The organism is Ferrovibrio sp., assembly GCF_046297595.1.
Lineage (GTDB): Bacteria > Pseudomonadota > Alphaproteobacteria > Ferrovibrionales > Ferrovibrionaceae > Ferrovibrio.
Genome location: NZ_JBKBHT010000003.1, coordinates 291996 through 310338, shown reverse-complemented (window position 1 = coordinate 310338; position 18343 = coordinate 291996). Strand labels below are relative to the sequence as shown.

Genomic DNA, 18343 nt, shown 5'->3' with positions numbered 1-18343 from the left:
CCCATGAGTGACCATACCCCGAGCCTGGCCGATCTGCGGCGCGAGATCGACGTGCTGGACGACCAGATCCTGGATCTGCTGCGCCGGCGCGCCGAAGCCGTGCAGCGTGTCGCCGCCGTCAAGCGCACCACGGGCGACGGCTTCCTGCGGCCCAGCCGCGAGGCCCAGATCATCCGCCACCTGATCGGCCGCCATCGCGGCGCCCTGCCGGCCGCCTCCGTGTCGCGCATCTGGCGCGAAATGATTGCCGCGCTCTATCCGTTGCAGGCGACAGCCGTGAAGGTGGCGGTGCATGCCCCCAACAAGTCGGCCGCCCGCTGGGACCTGGCGCGCGACTGGTATGGCTCGACCACGCCGCTGCAGCTCTGCACCACCGCCAATGCGGTGATGCGCGCCATCTCGGCCCAGCCGGCCGCCATCGGCGTGATGGCCCAGCCGGAAGACGGCGAGAAGGAAAGCTGGTGGCCGCAGCTCGCCACCCGTTCGCCCGGCACGCCGCGCGTGATCGCGCGCCTGCCCTTCGTGCCCAATCCCCACGGCCGGCTGGCCGAACTGGATGCCTATGTGATCGCCAATGCCGCGCCCGAGGAATCGGGCGAGGATCGCAGCCTGCTGGTGCTGACCATGACCGAGTCCGCCCCCAGCATCGCGCGGATTTCGACGCTGCTGGCCCAGGTGGGGCTGGACGGCCGTGCGCTGGCCCAGCATCGCCGCGGCGAGGATGGTGCCCGCATCCTGCTGGAAAGCGACGGTTTCCTGGCCGCCGACGATCCGCGGCTGGCCGCGTTGATTGCGGCCGATCCGAAACTGATCGACGATGCGGTGGTGATCGGCGCCTATGCCGTGCCGCTCGCCGCCGATCCGACGTAAGACTGTTTCCTGAAGGAGTGCTTGCCGTGACCGCGCCGAAGCCGCAACCCGGAATTCTCGACATCGCCCCCTACAAGGGCGGCGAAGGCAAAGTGCCCGGCGTCACCAAGGTCCATAAGCTCTCGTCCAACGAAACGCCGCTCGGCCCCAGCCCGAAGGCGATGGCGGTGTTCCAGCAGATGGCTGCCGAGCTGCACCGTTATCCCGACGGTGCGGTGGATGCGTTGCGTCAGGCACTGGCCAAGCATTACGGCATTCCGGCCGAGAACATCGTCTGCTCCAACGGCTCGGACGAGATGATCTCGCTGATCTGCGCCGCCTATGTCGGCCCGGGCGACGAGGTGATCTATTCGCAATACGGCTTCATGATGTATCCCATCGCCACCCAGGCACGCGGCGCGACGCCGGTGAAGGTGGCAGAAAAGAACTTCACCGCCGATGTGGATGCGATCCTGGCCGCCGTCACGCCGAAGACGCGGGTGGTGTTCCTCACCAACCCGAACAATCCCACCGGCACGTATATTCCCGCCGCCGAACTGCGCCGCCTGCGCGCCGGCCTGCCGGCTGCCGTGCTGCTGGTGGTCGATGCCGCCTATGCCGAATATGTCAGCCGCAACGACTATTCCAACGGCATGGAGCTGGTGGCCGGCTCCGACAACACGATGGTGCTGCGCACGTTTTCCAAGATCTATGGCCTCGCCGCCCTGCGTCTGGGCTGGGCCTATGCGCCGGCCAACGTGATCGATGTGCTGAACCGCGTGCGCGGCCCCTTCAACGTCAATGCCGCCGCCCAGGCCGCCGGTGTCGCCGCGCTGGAAGACACCGCCTGGGTCGAGAAGGCGCGCGCCCATAACGATGGCGAACTGGCCCGTGTCACGGCGGCGTTGCAGAAGCTCGGCATCGAAGTGCTGCCCAGCGTGGCGAATTTCATCCTGATGCGCTTTCCCGGCGGCGCCGAGCAGGTCAAGGCGGCCGATGCCGCCCTGCGCCAGCGCGGCCTGATCCTGCGCGGCATGGGCGGTTATGGCCTGAACGACGCCCTGCGGCTGTCCATCGGCACGGTGGAGGAAGACGACATGGTGATCGCGGCGCTGACCGAAGTCATGAAGGGCTGAGGCGTGTTCGACCGCCTCGCCATCATCGGCATCGGCCTGATCGGCTCGTCGATTGCCCGCGCCGCGCGCGAGCATGGCCTGGCGCAGCATATCGCCATTGCCGATGCCAGCGAGGCGCATCGCCGCCAAGCCCAGGAATTGAAGCTGGGCGACAGCGTGCATGAGGATGCCGCCGAAGCCGTGAGGAATGCCGACTTGGTGCTGCTCTGCGTGCCGCTGGGCGCCAATGCCGCGGTCGCCGCCCATATCGGCGCGGCGCTCAAACAAGGCGCCATCGTCTCCGATGTCGGCTCGTGCAAGCAGGCGGTGATCCGCGATGTGGCGCCGCATCTGGCCCCGGGCGTGCATCTGGTGCCGGGCCATCCGGTGGCGGGCACCGAACATTCCGGCCCGAAGGCGGGCTTCGCCGCGCTGTTCCAGAACCGCTGGTGCATCCTCACGCCCGAGGCCGGCACGGATGCCGCCGCCGTCGAGAAGATGAAGGCCTTCTGGGCCGCCATCGGCAGCAAGGTCGAGATCATGGAGCCGCGCCATCACGACCTGGTGCTGGCCATCACCAGCCATGTGCCGCACCTGATCGCCTACAACATCGTCGGCACCGCCGACGACCTGGAGACCGTGACGGAATCGGAAGTGATCAAGTATTCCGCTGGCGGCTTCCGCGATTTCACGCGTATCGCGGCCTCCGACCCCACCATGTGGCGCGACGTCTTCCTCAACAACAAGGAAGCGGTGCTGGAAATGCTGGGGCGGTTCACCGAGGACCTGATCGCCCTGCAGCGCGCGATCCGCTGGGGCGAAGGCGACGCGTTGTTCGATCTCTTCACCCGCACCCGCGCCATCCGCCGCGCCATCATCGATGCCGGCCAGGAAACCGCCGCACCCGATTTCGGCCGCAGCCCGGCGGCAAAGGGCGATGCGCAGTCCTGATTGCAAAATGGGATGCCGGGTCAAGCCCGGCATGACGATAGTGGAATAGGCGCCAATACCTTTTCCATCACCCCGGGCGCAGACCCGGAGTCCCATTTACTGCGCCGGCGGCGTCAGCACCGGCGTCAGCTTGAACAGCGGCACCGGGCCGAGGAACAGCTTGCCCTCCTGCGCGGTCAGCGGCACGGGCAGGTAAGGCTCGCCCTTGGCATCCTTCCGCGTCACCAGCGTCAGCGCGGCCTTTGCCGCCGCCGCTTCGTTCGGCTTCATCTTCTCGGCCGCCACCAGCGCGTCGATACCGGCATTGGCGTTGCGGATCTGGCCGCCCAGCGCGCCGAGCGGGCGGAACTGCTTGTCCAGCGTCAGCGTGCCGTCGCCATCCAGCATCAGGCCGCCCCAATGTAGGCTCACGGTCTGAAAATCCACCACGCCGCCATCGTCGCGCCACGAGGCCAGCAGGGCTTCCGGACTGTTGCCGAAAGCCGTGCCGCGCGCGGTGCCGATCAGTTTCAGCAGCGCCACCTGGCGGCCGAGCGGGCCATCGGCGTTTGGCGGCAGCATGATGGTGTCGGCCTGTAATGAAAGATCGGCGCTGGGCGGCAGGTTGCCGGTCCGGCGCGCATGCAGCAGCAGCTTGTCGGCCGACCAGCCGTCCAGCACGCTGCCGCTCAGGCGCGGTCCGGCGATGTCGGCGGCGAAGCGCAGCGGGTTGCTGGCGCCGTCCAGCACCAGGCTGGCGCGGAAGCGTTCGCTCGCCAGCTCGATGCCTTTTTCGGCCTTGCCCTCGCGCCAGCTCAGTCGCTGCTTGCCCGGCAGTTCGAAGATGGCGTGGTGCAGGTCCCAGAATTGCAGGTGGGCGGTGAATTCCTCGGCGCCGGCCTGCCAGGCCAGCGGGCTGTTCGGGTCGCGCCAGGTCAGGTTGGTGATGGTCAGCGACAGGCGATAGGGGAAACCCCAGAGCCGCCAGCCGGTGTATTCCACCACGCGGCCCTGGCGCCGCTGGCCCTCGATCCAGGCATTGGCCTGGGCCGCCACCTGGTCGGCCAGATGCGACCACAGGACGTAATAGCCGAGCAGGGCGCCGACGATCAGGCCGGCCAGGATGAAATAGCGCATGGCGTGGATATAGCAGGCCCTCCGGTGCTTCTCCAGCTTGCCAACAGCCTTTGCTTGCCATAGCTGGTCATTAAACCGATAGTGCCATGAACAATCCGCCGCCTCCCGCCGTTATGTCCGTTTCCTCTGCCACAAAGCCAGCACTGCTGCAGACCTGGGCCATCGCCGCCATGCCGGGCCTGTTCGTGCTGCTGTGGTCCACCGGTTTCATCGGTGCCAAGCTCGGCCTGCCCTATGCCGAGCCGATGACCTTCCTGGTGCTGCGTTTCGCCATCGTCACCGTGCTGCTCTGCCTGTTCGCGGCTTTCACCGCCGCGCCCTGGCCGCAGGACTGGCGCATGGCCGGCCATATCGCCATTGCCGGCCTGCTGCTGCACGGCGTCTATCTCGGCGGCGTTTTCGCTTCGATCTTCCATGGCGTGCCGGCCGGCATCTCGGCGCTGATCGTGGGCATCCAGCCGCTGCTGGTGGCCGCCGCTGCTGGCCCCGTCCTGGGCGAACGCGTCACCATGCGGCAATGGCTCGGCCTCGCGCTGGGCCTGGGCGGCGTGGTGCTGGTGGTCTGGACCAAGCTGGATATCGGCATTGGCACGACCTGGGGTTACGCGCTCTCGGGCATCGCGCTCATCGGCATCACCATCGGCACGCTGTATCAGAAGAAATTCTGCCCCCAGATCGACCTGCGCTCGGGCACGGCGATCCAGTTTGCCGCCACCACGGTCGCCCTGGTGCCTTTCGCTTTGCTGTACGAGACGCGGCAGGTGCAGTGGAGCGGCGAATTCATCTTCGCGCTCGGCTGGCTCTGCATCGTGCTGTCGCTTGGGGCTATAACGCTCCTGTTCATACTCATCAGACGGGGCGCGGCGGCAAAAGTCTCCAGCCTGTTCTTCCTGGTGCCGCCCTGCACGGCCCTGGTGGCGTATTTCCTGTTCGGCGAGCAGCTCAGTCTGCTGGCGCTGGCCGGCATGGCCGCCACCATGGTCGGCGTGGCTTTGGTCAACATCGCGCCGAAACGCTGATGCCGAAGCGCAAGCATATCCCCTTCGACCACGAAGAACCGTTGCCCGGCGAAGCCGCGCCGCCCTTTCCCCAGATCGCGCCCGAGAAGGGCCAGCCGCTCTGGGTGTTCGGCTACGGCTCGCTGATGTGGGATCCGGGTTTCCCCTTCACCAGACAGATGATGGCGCGGCTCTGGGGTTTCCATCGCGGCTTCTGCGTCTGGTCGCACCGTTATCGCGGCACGCCGGAACGGCCCGGCCTGGTGCTCGGCCTGATGCCCGGCGGCTCCTGCACCGGCAAGGCGTTTCGCGTGAAGCGCGGCGACGAAACCGCCGTGATCGATTATCTGTATCGCCGCGAAATGGTCACCGGCGTCTACCGGCCGGGTTTCCACCTGGCGCAGATGGAGGATGGCAGCCGCGTGAAGGTGCTGGCCTTCGTGGCCGACCCGCACCACAAGCAGTATGCGGGATATTTAAGCGAACGGCAGGTGATCGACACGATTGCCACCTGCCGCGGCGCGCGCGGGCCCAATGCAGTCTATCTGGCCAACACCGTGGCGCACCTGGATGAGCTCGGCATCGGCGACGGTCCGCTGCACCATCTGCTGGCGGAAGTGAAAAAACGCTGCCCGGGGATATGAAATGGGATCCCGGCTCTCGCTTCGCTCGGCCGGGATGACGCGATAAAATTGATCGTCACCCCGGGCTTGACCCGGGGTCCCATTTTTCAGGCCTTGGCCGGCGCCCTGTATTCATCCCGCAATTCGCGCTTCAGCACCTTGCCGATGGCGCTGCGCGGCAGCATGTCGCGGAATTCGATGGCCGATATGCGCTGCATCTTGCCAAGCCTTCCATTGGCCCAGGCCAGCAGGGCCTCGGCCGTGATATCCGCGCCCGCAGACTTCACCACAAACGCCACCGGCGTCTCGCCCCATTGTTCGCTCGGTACCCCCACCACGGCCACATCGAACACGGAAGGATGCTGGCGCAACACGGCTTCCAGATCGCTGGGATAGACGTTGAAGCCGCCCGAGATCACCATGTCCTTGCGGCGGTCCATCAGTTGCAGGAAACCGTCCTCGTCGAAGCGGCCCATGTCGCCGGTGCGGATGAAGCGCTTGCCGGTCTCGTCGAACCACTCGGCTTCCGCCGTCTTGCCCGGCTGCTTGTGGTAGTTGGTCATGATGGCGCCGGAATGGCCGACGATTTCGCCGACCTCGCCGGGCTGCGCTGGCTTGCCGTCTTCGGTGATCAGGCGGATGTCGTGGCCTTCCGCCGGCCGGCCCACGGTATGCAGCTTGGTGGGGAATTCGTCGGCCACCAGAATGCAGGTGCCGCCGCCTTCGGTCATGCCGTAATACTCGATCAGCTTGCCGGGCCAGCGTTTCAGGATGTCGGCCTTCAGCGCCGCGTTGAACGGCGCGCTGGTGCAGAACTTGGCGCGGAAGGCGCTCAGGTCATGTTTGTCGAAATCGGGATGCGCCATGATGCGCTGGTATTGCACCGGCACCAGCATGGTATGGGTCACGCGGTGTTTCTGCGCGAGGCCCAGGTATTTCACCACGTCGAATTTCGGCATCAGGATCGCCGTGCCGCCGCCGGCCAAAGTGGGAAACAGGCTGACCAGCGTCGTGTTGGAATAAAGCGGCGTTGACAGCAGCGTGATCGCCGCGCGGTCGTAGCCATAGAGATTGGCGCGCTGCATGTGCAGCCAGCGCATGGCATGCGACTGCACGATGCCCTTCGGCGTGCCGGTCGTGCCGGAAGAATAGATGATGTTGAACGGCATCTGCGGCGCGAGGGTCGCAGGCTGTGGCTTCGTGCCCTCGGGCGCCAGCCATAACTCGAATTCCGGCGTATCAAGCCGGATGCGGCGCGGCAGCTGGCCCAGCACGCCGTTCAGCGCCGTTTCGTTGTCGCCATCCAGGAAGATCAGCGCGGCATCGGCATCGTTGGCCATGGCCACGATCTGCTCAGGCAGCGACGACGGCGCCAGCGGCGCCACGGCGAGGCCAGCGCGCAGGGCGCCGACATAGACCACGACGTAATCGTTGCGGGAATAACTGACGATGCTGACGCTGTGTTTGGCGCCATCGCGCTGCAGGGCCGCCGCCACACGATCCGCGCGGGCATCCAGCTGGCCGTAGGTGAGCATACCGTCCGGATCGATCACCGCCGGATGATCCGGCCGCTCGGCCGCATAGGCGGCCACCAGCGCTGGCAGCGTGCCGAATTCGGAATTGAGGATGTCGTCGGCGCGGCTCATGCGAATTCCATCCCGATGATGCGGCTCAAATCGGCCAGGGCCCTGTCCGGGTCTTCGACCTTGATGGTCTGCATGCCCATGGCGGCGGCGGGTTTCAGGTTGATGCCGAGGTCGTCGAGGAACACGGCCTCATGCGGCGCGATTTCCAGCAGGTCGCAGGCGCGTTGATAGAAGGCGGGTTCGGGCTTGCGCACGCCCACCTTGCTCGATTCCACCACGATGTCGAACAGACGCATCACCTCGGCCACGGCGGCGGCCTTTTCCGGACTCACCGCCATGGCCGGGCCATGGCCCAAAGGCATGTTGTTGGTCAGGCAGGCGATCTTGAAGCGCGTCTTCACGGTCTTTAGCGCGGCCACCATGCGCGGCCGGATCTCGCCCGACACCAGCTTCAGCACCTCGCGGCCATGCACATCGTGGCCCAGCGCGCGGGCTTCCGCGGCGAACAGCTCGCCGAAGGTATCGGCATCCACCTCGCCGCGCTCGAAGCGCGCCCAGGCATTGCCATGGGGATTGATCGCGTTCACCCCGCGCAGGAAATCGCGCGGCAGGCCACGCGCTTCTTCATAACGGCGGAAGGCCTCGAACGGCGAGGTGAGGATCACCCCGCCGAAATCCCATAAGACGGCTTTGATCGGCTGGCCCGGCTCGGCGCTCATCGGCTTTAGCGTGCGGTGCGTTTCCCTTACGGCAACGCCTTACGCGCGCGTAAAGCCCTGCCTTATCCGCACTTACTATAGCCGCAGGAGGTGCAGGTGTCGCAACCCTCGGAACGGATCAGGCCGGGCTGGCCGCATTTCGGACACTGGCGCAAACCGGACAAAGGCTTCGGCGTTTCCGCATTGGCGGCCAAAGCCAGCACGGCCTTTTCCTCGCGCTGCGCGTTGGGATCGGCCATGAAGCCGATCTCGATCAGGTGGCGTTCGATCACCTCGCCGATGGCCGCCAGCAGCGACGGCACGTAGCGCCCGCCCATCCAGTGGCCGCCGCGCGGATCGAACACGGCCTTCAACTCGTCGACCACGAAACTCACGTCGCCGCCGCGCCGGAACACCGCCGACATCATGCGGGTCAGCGCCACGGTCCAGGCGTAATGCTCGGTGTTCTTGGAGTTGATGAACACCTCGAAGGGGCGCACGCGGCCATCTTGGATGATGTCGTTCAGCGTGATGTACATCGCGTGTTCGGATTCCGGCCATGTGATCTTGTAGGTGCGGCCGGGCAGGGCCTCGGGCCGGTCCAGCGGCTTGGTCATGTAGACGACGCCGCTGCCCGACAAGGACTGCGCGGCGGGATCGCGCGAGCGCGTCGCCTCCACCGGGCGCAGTTCGGCCGGCCGCGCCGCGGGGGCCAGCGGCAGTTCGGCCTGCTGCGCGGCTTCAGCCGGCTTCTTCTTCTCGTCCTTCTTCACGGTCAGCACCGAGCCGGTGATGTCGTTCGGGCGATAGGTGGTGCAGCCCTTGCAGCCCTGCTCGTAGGCCATCGCATAGACGTCCTTGAAGGCATCGAAATCGATGTCTTCCGGCACGTTGATGGTCTTGGAGATCGAGCTGTCGATAAACTTCTGCACGGCGGCCTGCACGCGCACATGGTCGGCGGGCGACAGGTCCTGCGCCGTCACGAAAGCCTCGGTCAGCGGCGCGTTGTCGCCCTTGATCTGGCGATAGAGGCGATAGGCGTAATCGCTCACCTCTTCCTGCTGGCGGCTGCCATCGGGCAGCAGCACGCTGCGCATGTATGTGAAGCTGAACACCGGCTCCAGACCCGACGAGATGTTGTCGGCGAACAGCGAGATCGTGCCGGTCGGCGCGATCGAGGTCAGCAAAGCGTTGCGGATGCCATGCTGCGCGATCGCCGCCCGCACGTCCTCGTCCAGTTCGCGAATACTCTCGCCGGCCAGATAGGCATCCCTGTCGAACAGCGGAAACGCGCCCTTTTCCTTGGCCAGCTCGACCGAGGTCAGATACGCCACCCGCTGCAGCCGCTTCATCCAGGTCTCGATCAGCCTGATCGAGGCGGCCGAGCCATAGCGCGCGCCCACCATGATCAGGGCGTCGGCCAGGCCGGTGATGCCCAGGCCGATGCGGCGCTTGGCCTGGGCCTCGTGCTGCTGCTGCTCCAGCGGGAAGCGCGACACGTCGATGGTGTTGTCCATCATGCGCACGGCGCGCTGCACCAGCGTGTCGAGCAGCGTAAGGTCCAGTTCGGCCCCGGCCTCGAAAGGTTTTTTCACCAGCCGCGCCAGGTTGATCGAACCCAGCAGGCAGGCGCCATAGGGCGGCAGGGGCTGTTCGCCGCAGGGATTGGTGGCGGCGATGGTCTCGCAATAGGCCAGGTTGTTGCGGCGGTTGATGCGGTCGATGAAGATCACGCCGGGCTCGGCATAGGCATAGGTCGCCCGCATGATCTTGTCCCACAACTCGCGGGCCTGCACGGTGCGATAGGCCGTGCCGTTGAATGTCAGTTCCCAGGGCAGGTTCTGCTTCACGGCATTCATGAAGGCATCGGTCACCAGCACCGAAAGGTTGAACATGCGCAGGCGGCCCGGCTCGCGCTTGGCCTCGATGAAGGCCTCGATATCCGGATGGTCGCAGCGCAGCGTCGCCATCATGGCGCCACGCCGGCTGCCGGCCGACATGATGGTGCGGCACATCGCGTCCCACACATCCATGAACGACAGCGGCCCCGAGGCATCGGCGCCCACGCCCTTCACCGGCGCGCCGCGCGGCCTGAGCGTCGAAAAGTCATAACCGATGCCGCCGCCCTGCTGCATCGTCAGCGCGGCTTCCTTCAGGTGTTCGAAGATGCCGCCCATGTCGTCGGGGATCGTGCCCATGACGAAGCAGTTGAACAGGGTCACGTTGCGCGCGGTGCCCGCGCCGGCCACGATGCGGCCCGCCGGCAGGAAACGGAAATCCTCCAGCGCCTCGAAGAAGCCCTGCTCCCACTGCGCCGGATCCTTCTCGGCCACGGCCAGGGCCTTGGCGATGCGGCGCCAGGTGTCGGGGATGGAAAGGTCGAGCGGATTCCCGTCCGGTCCCTTGAACCGGTACTTCATGTCCCAGATTTGCTGCGAAATCGGCGCGATGGGCGACATACGGGAATCCTGAAAAAGAGACGAATGCAAACAGGCGGCGCGGACGGCAAAACCGCCCGCTGCCACAGTCTTCTGACTCTATCGCCCAAGGGGGCAGAGTCCAGCGTAATGTTCCCTTAATGTTTCTACAGATTGATCAACCGGGCAGGGCGGCACAATATGTTGTAACGCCTGAAAAATCCGGCTTATCCCGGCAATCCACGCACAGGCGTTTTAAAGTTATCCCGGGTTATGCACAGCCCTTCCAGCGTCATCCCGGGCTTGACCCGGGATCCCATTTTCGAAGCCTCATTCCAGCTTCAGCAGATTCAGCCCCGGCAGCGGGCCGCCAGGGAACTGCTGCAGCCGGCCACCAGCGGAAAGGCTGCCGAGATCGACGGGCGCGAAGCCCAACCGCGTGGCCAACGCTGCCACCTCAGCCTTGGCCTGGGCATCGTCGCCCGAGAGGAACACCACGCGGTTGCCGCCGGCTGCGCGCGGATCGGAGGCCAGCACGGCGGTGGGCAATGTGTTGAAGGCTTTCACCAGCCGCGCGCCGGGCAGCATGTCGGCCACTACCTCGCTGGAGATGCGGCCATTCAATTCGGCCATGCGGAAACCGGGCTGGATCACCGGATTGTTGGCGTCGATCACGATGCGCCCGTCCCAGGCAGGCAGACCGTTTAAGGCGCGTTCAAGCTGCGGCCAGTAGACCGACACGAACACAATATCGGCCCGGGCCGCCTCCTGCACGCTGCCGGCGCGCACGGTCGGGCCCAGCGCCTTGGCCGTGTCGATCAGTGTCTCCGGCCCGCGGCTGTTGCTGATGATGGTGTCGATCTTCGCCGCCGCCAGCCGCGTGGCGAAGGCCTGGCCGATATTGCCGGCACCGATGATGCCGATCGTGCTGTTCGGCGTGATGTGGCTGTTGCTGCTCATGGCTTTGCTCCGTTGCATCATCGCGAGGGGTGTGCGATGGGGCAAAGCTAGGTCGGAAATTAATTCCAAATTAGCCGATAATGCGGTATTTCACTTTCAAGTATTCATTGAAAATGGCAAAGCCGGTGGAAAGTCTCGCCAACCTGGAATCCTTCGTCAAAAGTGCCGAGTTGGGCGGTTTTTCCGCCGCCGCCCGCCGGCTGGGGCTGACGCCGGCGGCGGTCAGCCGCAATGTCGCCGCGCTGGAAGCTAATCTGGGCGTGCGCCTGTTCCAGCGCAGCACGCGGCGGCTCACGCTCACCGAGGCGGGCGAACGTTTCCTGCAATCGGTCGTCGGCGGGTTGGCGAGTATCCAGGCCGCCATCGACGGCATATCGGCCGATCATGCCGCCCCCGCCGGGTTGTTGAAGGTCAGCCTCGCGCCCGGGTTCGGCATGGACTACATCCTGCCCATGCTGCCGGCCTTCCGCGCCCTCTGTCCCCAGGTGAAGATCGACTGGCATTTCGAGAACCGCCATGTCGACCTGATCGCCGAAGGCTACGATGCCGCCATCGGCGGCGGCTTCGATCTCACGCCCGGCGTGGTGGCGCGCGAATTGGCGCGGGCCCATGTCGTCGCCGTGGCCGCGCCTGCCTATATGAAAGGTCGCAAACCGCCGAAACGGCCGGAAGACCTGGGCGGATTCGACTGCATCGCCATGCGCTCGCCGCAGACCGGCCGCATCCGCAGCTGGATGCTGCGCGACACGCGCGGGCGCGAGGTGGCCCTGCCGCTCGATCCGCAGATCACGCTGAACGATCCCGATGCCATCTGCCGCGCCGCGCGCATGGGACTGGGCGTGGCGATGGTGGCGATGCCCAATGTACTGGCCGATCTGGAAGCCGGTCGGCTGTTGCGCCTGCTGCCCGGTTGGTATGCCGATCTGGGTCCGATCTCGCTGTATTTCTCCAGCCGCAATCAGATGCCGGGCAAGCTGCGCGCCTTTGTCGATTTCGTGACCGAACAATTCCGCCGCCAGGACCTGACGAAACGCTTCTCGGCGGTCTAGGCTGTGTGACCTACTTCATCGGCACCGATGTCGTGAAGCTTGGAAAATCCGGATTATCCTGACAATCCCCACGAACGCGCTTTGAAATTATCCCGGGTTATGCGCAGGCCCCGCGCAAGCGCAGCCCTTACGGCCCCGGATCGTTGGCCGCGCCGGCGATCTCGGCCTGAATGCCCGCCGCCCAGTCGCGGAACAGTTTTGTGTCCTCGTCAAACAATGCGCGGGTGACATTGGCGACCGCGAAAACCTGTCCGCGTTCCTCATGCGGCTCGGCGTAAGGGTTGTCGGCGGCGATCTCGACGCCGATTTCGCCGGGCCGGGCGCCCATCTTCAGCACGAAGCAGTCGCGCTCCGGATGGTCGCGATGTATCGCGCAGTTCAGCGCCAGCCAGACTGCGCCCATCGCCACGGCATTGGCCTCCGCGCCGCCTTTCATATGGTCGCCGGCCTCGATGCTGTTGGCCAGCATGTCCCACATCTGCAGGCGGAATGCGGCAAGGCCCAGGCCGGTATTGGCCATCATCCGGTTCGCCATGTTGGAGAACAGCAGCGCCTCGGCCAGCGGCATCTCGAACTGCAGCTCGCCCAGGCCATACTGGATGGCAAAGGCACAGGTCGTTCCGGCGGTCATCGCAGTCCCGCCCGCGTCTCCGCTTCCAGCGCCGCCTGCGCGGTTTCGATCTCGCTCTCCAGCCGCGCCATGAATGTCTCGCGGTCCAGTCCCGCTGGTATCGCCGGCAAAAAGCGCATCACGATGGTGCCCGAGGGGCGCTTCAGGCCGTGCTTGGGCCAGAAGAAGCCGGAATTGAGCGCCACCGGCACCACGGGAATCTTCAGGTCGCGATAGAGCGCGACCACGCCGGGCTGGTAGTCGTGTTTCTGGCCGGGCAGGGTGCGCGTGCCCTGCGGGAAGATGATCAGCTTGCGGCCCTCGGCCACGGCGTCGCGCGCGCTTTTCAGCATCGATTTAAGCGCCTTGGCGCCGCCGGCGCGGTCAACCGCGATCATGCCCTGGATGCGGCAGAGCGCGCCATAGATCGGAATGCGCAGCAATTCCTGCTTCATCACGATGGCGGGGCCGCGAAACAGCGCCAGCACGATGGCGGTATCCCACAGCGACTGGTGTTTGGAGGCGATCAGCACCGCACCCGGCGGCACGGTCTCCATGCCCTCGATGCGATAGGTGATGCCCGTGATCAGGCGCAGCAGCAGGTTGATGCTGTCCGACCAGAATTTGCCGATGGCGAAGATATGCTCGCGCCGGCCCAGCGCCAGCGGCACCAGACTGTAGAGCGCCACCAGCGTGCTCCAGGCCAGGAACAGGATCTGGAAGACCAGCCCGCGCAGCCAGCTCATTCGACAGCTTTCTGGTCAGGCGCCTTGCGCGCAGTACTCTCGGCTACCGTCTCCTCCAGCAGCACGTCCAGATGCGCGCGCAGCAGGGCGGCCACGTATTTGGTGTATTCGCCCAGCAGGAACAGGGTCGCCGTGCGGCGCTGCCACCAGTCCTCCACCCGCATGGCATCCGAACGCACCGGATGCGGCAGCACGGTGATGTCGCTTAATCGGCGGCGGAATTCCGCCATGGCGCGCGGCATGTGGTAATTCGCCGTCACCACGCGCAGGGATTTGTAGCCGCGCGCCCGCGCCCAGCTCGCGGCTTCCACCGCGTTGCCCGCCGTATCCTCGGCCTCGAAGCCCAGATCCACGCAGCAGTCGAACAACAGCTGCAGGTCGATGCCGCTCCAGTCGTTCGAGGCCTGGGCCGAATCCGGCATGGCGGGGATCGCTGCCTGCATCAGCGTGGCCTTCGTGGTGGTGGGCGCCACGCCCGAAACCAGCAGGCGCTCAGCCTTGCCGTCGTTCAGCAGGCGCAAAGCCGTGCTCAGGCGCACCGCGCCGCCGGTCAGCACCACGATGGCATCGCTATGCACCTCGCTGTCGGGCGGGGTGAAGGTCTCCACGCGTTCCAGATAGGCCAGCCCGCCGCCCAGCCACAGCAGGGCGATGGCGCAGAGCGCGACCAGCCAGCGGAACAGGCGGGTGGAGAGGGGCGTATCGGAATCGCGACGGGCCATCAGGGTCTTGTTGCTTCGGTCTGTTCGTCCAGCAGTCGCGCCACCGCATCGGGCAGCGATTCGGCAATCGTCACCGGCAGCACGGCCTCTGGCAAGCCGGCGGCCTGGGTCTTTTTGCCCTTGCCGGTGCGCACCAGGATGCGGCGGCAGCCGGCAGCTTTCGCCGCCTGCAGGTCGGTGACGGCATCGCCGATGAATACGGTCTGCTCGGGCGTTACGCGGAACTGCCGCATCGCCTCGCGCAGCATGCCGGGGCCGGGCTTGCGCCGGTCGGTCACCGCCCAGGGTGGATCGGGCGCAAAGAAGATCGCATCGATCCTTGCCCCGGCATCGCGGGCGATGCGGTCGCGCAGGTCGTCATGGATGCGGGCCAGCATCGCCTCGTCGATGATGCCCTTGCCCACGCAGGCCTGGTTGGTGCAGAGCGCCACCGGCCAGCCGCGCGCGTTCAGTTTGGCGATGGCTTCGCCAACGCCGGGCAGCAGGATCAGTTCCGCCGGCGACTTCACGTAATCGTCGGGGTAATCCTGGTTCAGCACACCGTCGCGGTCGAGCAGGATCAGCATGCCGCCCTCACACCATGGCCCGCAGCGCGCCCAGCACGGTCAGCCGCGCGGTGAAGATCGCCAGTAGCAGGGCGGCCAGCGGCAGCACCAGCAAAGCCAGCCAGTGCCACCAGGCCATGCCCATGCCGGGCAGCAGGCCCGCGCCCACGCCGCCGGCCAGGAACTGGATCGCCAGCAGGATGATGATCGCCAGCACCACGCCGGCCACGCCGCCCTGCACCGCCTGGCGCGCCACATGGCGCTGGAACTGCTTGGCGATATAGCCGTCCTCGGCGCCGATCAGGTGCAGCAGCTCGATGGTGTCGCGCCGCGCTGCGAGGCCCGCCCGCGTGGCGAAGATCACCATCGCCGCCAGTGCCAGGCCCACCAGCAGCACGATGCCGCCGCCTAAACTCTGCAGCAGGCGGCCCAGCTGCACCAGGCGGTCGAGCCAGGGTTTGGGATCGTCGATGCGCGCGCCGGGTACGGCGCTTTGCAGGCGCGCGCTCAAGGCGTCCACCGACAGCGCGGCATTGTCGGCCAGCGTCACGTCGATCAGGCCAGGCAGGGGCAGGTCGGCCTCCAGCGCGTCGCGGCCCAGCCAGGGCTGCAGCAGGGCCTCCACGGCGGCGCGGGGCAGGGCCTGCGCGCTCTGCACGCCCGGCACGGCGCGCAGGATGCCGATGGCGGCATCGACGCGCGGCTGCATCGGCTGGCCCGGCCGGTCGGCGATCTGCACCGTCAGCTTCGACGACACGCCACGCCGCCAGCCCTCGATGCTGCCCCCTAAGCTCAGCGCGCCGGCCAGCGCAAGCGCTGCGAGGAACACCATCACCGCCAGCGCCCAGGGCAGGAACCGCGTGCCGGAATCGGCTTCCAGCTGAAGATCGGAAACGGTGCGGCGCTTCTTGCTCATGCGGCGTTCCGTTCGATGTGGAGTTGCCCGCCGCGCAGACGCATCACGGGAAAGCGGAACTGCTGCAGAAGCTGCGTATCATGCGTCGCCAGCACCACGGCGGTGCCCAGCTTGTTCAGCTCCACGAACAGGTACATCAGCCTCTGCGCCATGTCGGCATCCACGTTGCCGGTCGGCTCGTCGGCCAGCAGCAGGGAGGGCCGCGCGATCACGGCGCGCGCAATCGCCACGCGCTGCTTCTCGCCACCCGACAGCGTGGCCGGTCGCGCCTCCAGCCGGTCGCCCAGGCCAACCCAGGTCAGCAGCTCGATCACATGATCCCGCGTGCGCTTCTCGTCGGCGCCGGCGATACGCAAAGGCAGGGCCACGTTGTCCAGCGCCGTCAGATGGTCCAGCAGGCGGAATTCCTGGAACACCACCCCGATCCGCCGCCGCAGCATGGGCAGGGCGGCCCGGCTGGCGGTCGAGACATCCTGGCCGAACATGGTGATCAGGCCGCGCGAGGGCCGCTGGGCCAGGTAGAGCAGTTTCAGCAGGGAGGTCTTGCCGGCGCCGCTGGGCCCGGCCAGGAAATGGAAGGAGCCCGGCGCCAGCTCGAAGCTGACATCCCGCAGAACCTCCGGTCCCGGTCCGTACCGCATGCCGACATTCTGGAAACGCACCAAGCCCGAATCTCCCAATGCCTTGCGCGCCAATATCTTGCGGGGAAGTAGCCTTGCTTCGGCGGCCCCGTCCGTCCTATAAGGGAAAGCATCCGGAAACGCAAAAGGGGCTGGCTTCAGGCAGTTCACAGGCATGATCCTCACCTGCCCAAGCTGCGCCACGCGGTTTCACGTCGACCCCTCGGTCTTTGGTCCGGCACCCCGCAAAGTGCGCTGTTCACGCTGCCGCGAGACCTGGAGCCAGGACCCGCTGCCCGAACCCGAGCCCGAAATCCCGGTTCCGCCGCCGCCGGCCGCCAAGGCTGCGGCCCCGGCCAAAGCCGAGCCCCCGGCCCATGACGACGACTGGGTGCCGCCCCCGCCGCCCGGCGGCGCGCCGCCCCCGCCGGAGCGGGTAGCCCCGCCCGAACCGCCGCCCCTGCCGCCGGTGCCCGATCTGGAGCCGCCGCCGCCCCGCATCGCCGGCTTCGACGATGACGAGGACGACGACCTGGTGCTGCGCGACCGCCCCCCGCTGCATCCGCCGCTGGACGAACCCACGTCGGGCGAGGTGCTGGACGAGGACCCGGACGAGGTTCTGAACCGCCGCCGCGCCCGCCTGGCCGAAGCCGGGATGCAGCGCCCGCCGTCGAAGCCGCGCAAGCAGCGCTCCTGGGCCTGGCTCGGCTGGCTGCTGCTGCTGGCCTTGCTCGGCGGCGCCGGTTATGGCGGCTATACCAAACGCGCCGAACTGATCGCTTTCTACCCGCCGCTCGCCAAGCTTTACGAGGCCGTGGGTCTGCCGGTCGAGACCGCGGAATGGCTCGGGCTGGAACTGCACAACCTGAAATCCGCCACCATTCTCGATGGCGGCCAGACCCGCATCGCCGTTTCGGGCGAAGTGGTCAATGTCGGCGGGGTTGAGCGGCCGCTGCCTGCTTTGCGCGTCGCCATGCGCGGCGCCGGTGGCCAGGAGCTGGCCAGCTACACGCTGCAGCTCGAACAGGGCAGCATCGCCGCCGACGAGAAGCTCAGCTTCGACGTCAAGCTGCCCGCCCCGCGCGACGAGGTCACCGACCTCGAAGTCGCCTTCGCCAGCCAGCCGGCCCAGTAAGCAGATCAGTAGACGGCCGAACCGGCTGTCGTGCAGATCGCAGGTTTTCCTGAAGTTTTTTCGAATCCTGCGGTTGTGTTTGCGCCGCTAAAATGCCCGTTTCCGTCGCCCGCGAATCGGTGTTAGGGTTAATGACTGGCCGCCGGCATGATGCCGCCGGACCAGACCAAGCTGTTCCAGAACAGGGGGCTGCCCCGGGCGAGAAACCGCCGGTGCAACGGGCAGCCACGGCGAGGGACCATGGCGCGGATTTTGGTCGCCGAAGACGATGTGGCAGTGCGCGAATTCATCCGGCGTTCGCTGGAGGCGCGCGGCCATGCCGTCGTGGCGGCGGCCGATGGCGCCGAGGCTCTGGTCAAGCTCAGCCGCGACAGTTTCGACCTGCTGCTCTCCGACATCGCGATGCCGAACATGGATGGCATCGAACTCACGCTGAAGGCGGCGCGCGACTGGCCGCGCCTCATTGTGCTGCTGATGTCGGGCATCGAGATGGAGCGCCGCCGCGCCCATGGCCTGGGCGAACTGGCCCATGCCGTCCTGCGCAAGCCCTTCACCATGGTCGACCTCGTCCAGGCGGTGGAAGCCGCGCTGGAAACCGGCGTCGACGCGGATTAGGCGTCGTTCCTTTTCGCGCTAGCCTCGCGCCTCCAAAGTAAACGTCATCCTCGGGCCACCGGGTCCGACCAA

General features: G+C 66.6%; 19 protein-coding genes. 8 read left to right on the top strand and 11 right to left on the bottom strand.

What is annotated here, in order from left to right:
- Window positions 1-3: 3 nt before the first annotated feature.
- Genes pheA through ACK4FJ_RS10355 form a run of 3 tightly spaced genes read left to right on the top strand, consistent with a single transcriptional unit; the run spans window position 4 to window position 2915 of the window.
- Window positions 4-870 carry a chorismate mutase gene (gene pheA / locus ACK4FJ_RS10365; RefSeq protein WP_409766084.1) on the top strand — a complete coding sequence of 289 codons (867 nt, stop codon included), beginning with the start codon at window positions 4-6 and terminating at the stop codon, window positions 868-870.
- Between the two features lie 26 nt (window positions 871-896).
- A complete protein-coding gene (gene hisC / locus ACK4FJ_RS10360) occupies window positions 897-1985 on the top strand; it encodes a histidinol-phosphate transaminase (RefSeq protein ID WP_409766082.1) in 1089 nt (362 codons plus the stop codon).
- 3 nt (window positions 1986-1988) lie between these two features.
- Window positions 1989-2915: a prephenate/arogenate dehydrogenase family protein gene (locus ACK4FJ_RS10355; protein ID WP_409766080.1), complete on the top strand. Its 927-nt coding sequence runs from the start codon at window positions 1989-1991 to the stop codon at window positions 2913-2915.
- Window positions 2916-3011: 96 nt separating this feature from the next.
- Here the strand turns inward: ACK4FJ_RS10355 and ACK4FJ_RS10350 are convergent, their stop codons facing one another.
- On the bottom strand, window positions 3012-4031 hold the full coding sequence (locus tag ACK4FJ_RS10350) for a DUF2125 domain-containing protein (RefSeq protein ID WP_409766078.1): 1020 nt from the start codon (window positions 4029-4031) through the stop codon (window positions 3012-3014).
- Window positions 4032-4144: 113 nt separating this feature from the next.
- Between ACK4FJ_RS10350 and ACK4FJ_RS10345 the strand changes: the two genes are divergently transcribed.
- Together ACK4FJ_RS10345 and ACK4FJ_RS10340 are read left to right on the top strand one after the other, a co-directional pair.
- Window positions 4145-5050, top strand: a complete 906-nt coding sequence (locus ACK4FJ_RS10345; protein ID WP_409766076.1) for a DMT family transporter — start codon at window positions 4145-4147, stop codon at window positions 5048-5050.
- Window positions 5050-5673 (top strand): gamma-glutamylcyclotransferase, encoded by a 624-nt coding sequence (locus ACK4FJ_RS10340; RefSeq protein ID WP_409766073.1) that lies wholly within the window; start codon window positions 5050-5052, stop codon window positions 5671-5673. The genes ACK4FJ_RS10345 and ACK4FJ_RS10340 overlap by 1 nt, the downstream gene beginning before the upstream one ends.
- 86 nt (window positions 5674-5759) lie before the next feature.
- On the opposite strand, the gene ACK4FJ_RS10335 is transcribed toward ACK4FJ_RS10340, so the two are convergent.
- The 4 genes from ACK4FJ_RS10335 to ACK4FJ_RS10320 all read right to left on the bottom strand — a co-directional run bounded on the left by ACK4FJ_RS10335 (window position 5760) and on the right by ACK4FJ_RS10320 (window position 11313).
- On the bottom strand, window positions 5760-7298 hold the full coding sequence (locus ACK4FJ_RS10335) for a class I adenylate-forming enzyme family protein (protein ID WP_409766071.1): 1539 nt from the start codon (window positions 7296-7298) through the stop codon (window positions 5760-5762).
- On the bottom strand, window positions 7295-7957 hold the full coding sequence (locus ACK4FJ_RS10330; RefSeq protein WP_409766069.1) for an HAD-IA family hydrolase: 663 nt from the start codon (window positions 7955-7957) through the stop codon (window positions 7295-7297). Before ACK4FJ_RS10330 ends, ACK4FJ_RS10335 begins: the two co-directional genes overlap by 4 nt.
- Window positions 7958-8019: 62 nt before the next feature.
- Entirely contained in the window at window positions 8020-10395 is a 2376-nt protein-coding gene (locus ACK4FJ_RS10325) for an adenosylcobalamin-dependent ribonucleoside-diphosphate reductase (RefSeq protein ID WP_409766067.1), read from the bottom strand.
- Window positions 10396-10683: 288 nt separating this feature from the next.
- Complete coding sequence (locus ACK4FJ_RS10320; protein ID WP_409766065.1) at window positions 10684-11313, bottom strand: NADPH-dependent F420 reductase; 630 nt, start codon at window positions 11311-11313, stop codon at window positions 10684-10686.
- A 113-nt stretch (window positions 11314-11426) separates the two neighbouring features.
- Here ACK4FJ_RS10320 and ACK4FJ_RS10315 point away from each other — a divergent pair, with 113 nt between their 5' ends.
- Window positions 11427-12362, top strand: a complete 936-nt coding sequence (locus tag ACK4FJ_RS10315; protein ID WP_409766063.1) for a LysR family transcriptional regulator — start codon at window positions 11427-11429, stop codon at window positions 12360-12362.
- 127 nt (window positions 12363-12489) lie between these two features.
- On the opposite strand, the gene ACK4FJ_RS10310 is transcribed toward ACK4FJ_RS10315, so the two are convergent.
- Genes ACK4FJ_RS10310 through ftsE form a run of 6 tightly spaced genes read right to left on the bottom strand, consistent with a single transcriptional unit; the run spans window position 12490 to window position 16566 of the window.
- A complete protein-coding gene (locus ACK4FJ_RS10310) occupies window positions 12490-12993 on the bottom strand; it encodes a hypothetical protein (protein ID WP_409766061.1) in 504 nt (167 codons plus the stop codon).
- A complete protein-coding gene (locus ACK4FJ_RS10305) occupies window positions 12990-13718 on the bottom strand; it encodes a lysophospholipid acyltransferase family protein (protein ID WP_409766059.1) in 729 nt (242 codons plus the stop codon). Before ACK4FJ_RS10305 ends, ACK4FJ_RS10310 begins: the two co-directional genes overlap by 4 nt.
- Entirely contained in the window at window positions 13715-14440 is a 726-nt protein-coding gene (locus ACK4FJ_RS10300) for a YdcF family protein (protein WP_409766057.1), read from the bottom strand. The genes ACK4FJ_RS10305 and ACK4FJ_RS10300 overlap by 4 nt, the downstream gene beginning before the upstream one ends.
- A complete protein-coding gene (locus ACK4FJ_RS10295; protein ID WP_409766055.1) occupies window positions 14440-15006 on the bottom strand; it encodes a D-glycero-alpha-D-manno-heptose-1,7-bisphosphate 7-phosphatase in 567 nt (188 codons plus the stop codon). Before ACK4FJ_RS10295 ends, ACK4FJ_RS10300 begins: the two co-directional genes overlap by 1 nt.
- A gap of 7 nt (window positions 15007-15013) precedes the next feature.
- On the bottom strand, window positions 15014-15901 hold the full coding sequence (locus ACK4FJ_RS10290; RefSeq protein ID WP_409766053.1) for a cell division protein FtsX: 888 nt from the start codon (window positions 15899-15901) through the stop codon (window positions 15014-15016).
- Window positions 15898-16566 (bottom strand): cell division ATP-binding protein FtsE, encoded by a 669-nt coding sequence (ftsE, locus tag ACK4FJ_RS10285; RefSeq protein WP_409766051.1) that lies wholly within the window; start codon window positions 16564-16566, stop codon window positions 15898-15900. The genes ACK4FJ_RS10290 and ftsE overlap by 4 nt, the downstream gene beginning before the upstream one ends.
- Before the next feature lie 130 nt (window positions 16567-16696).
- Between ftsE and ACK4FJ_RS10280 the strand changes: the two genes are divergently transcribed.
- On the top strand, window positions 16697-17656 hold the full coding sequence (locus ACK4FJ_RS10280) for a zinc-ribbon domain-containing protein (protein ID WP_409766049.1): 960 nt from the start codon (window positions 16697-16699) through the stop codon (window positions 17654-17656).
- Between the two features lie 240 nt (window positions 17657-17896).
- On the top strand, window positions 17897-18271 hold the full coding sequence (locus ACK4FJ_RS10275; protein ID WP_409766047.1) for a response regulator: 375 nt from the start codon (window positions 17897-17899) through the stop codon (window positions 18269-18271).
- Window positions 18272-18343: the final 72 nt, after the last annotated feature.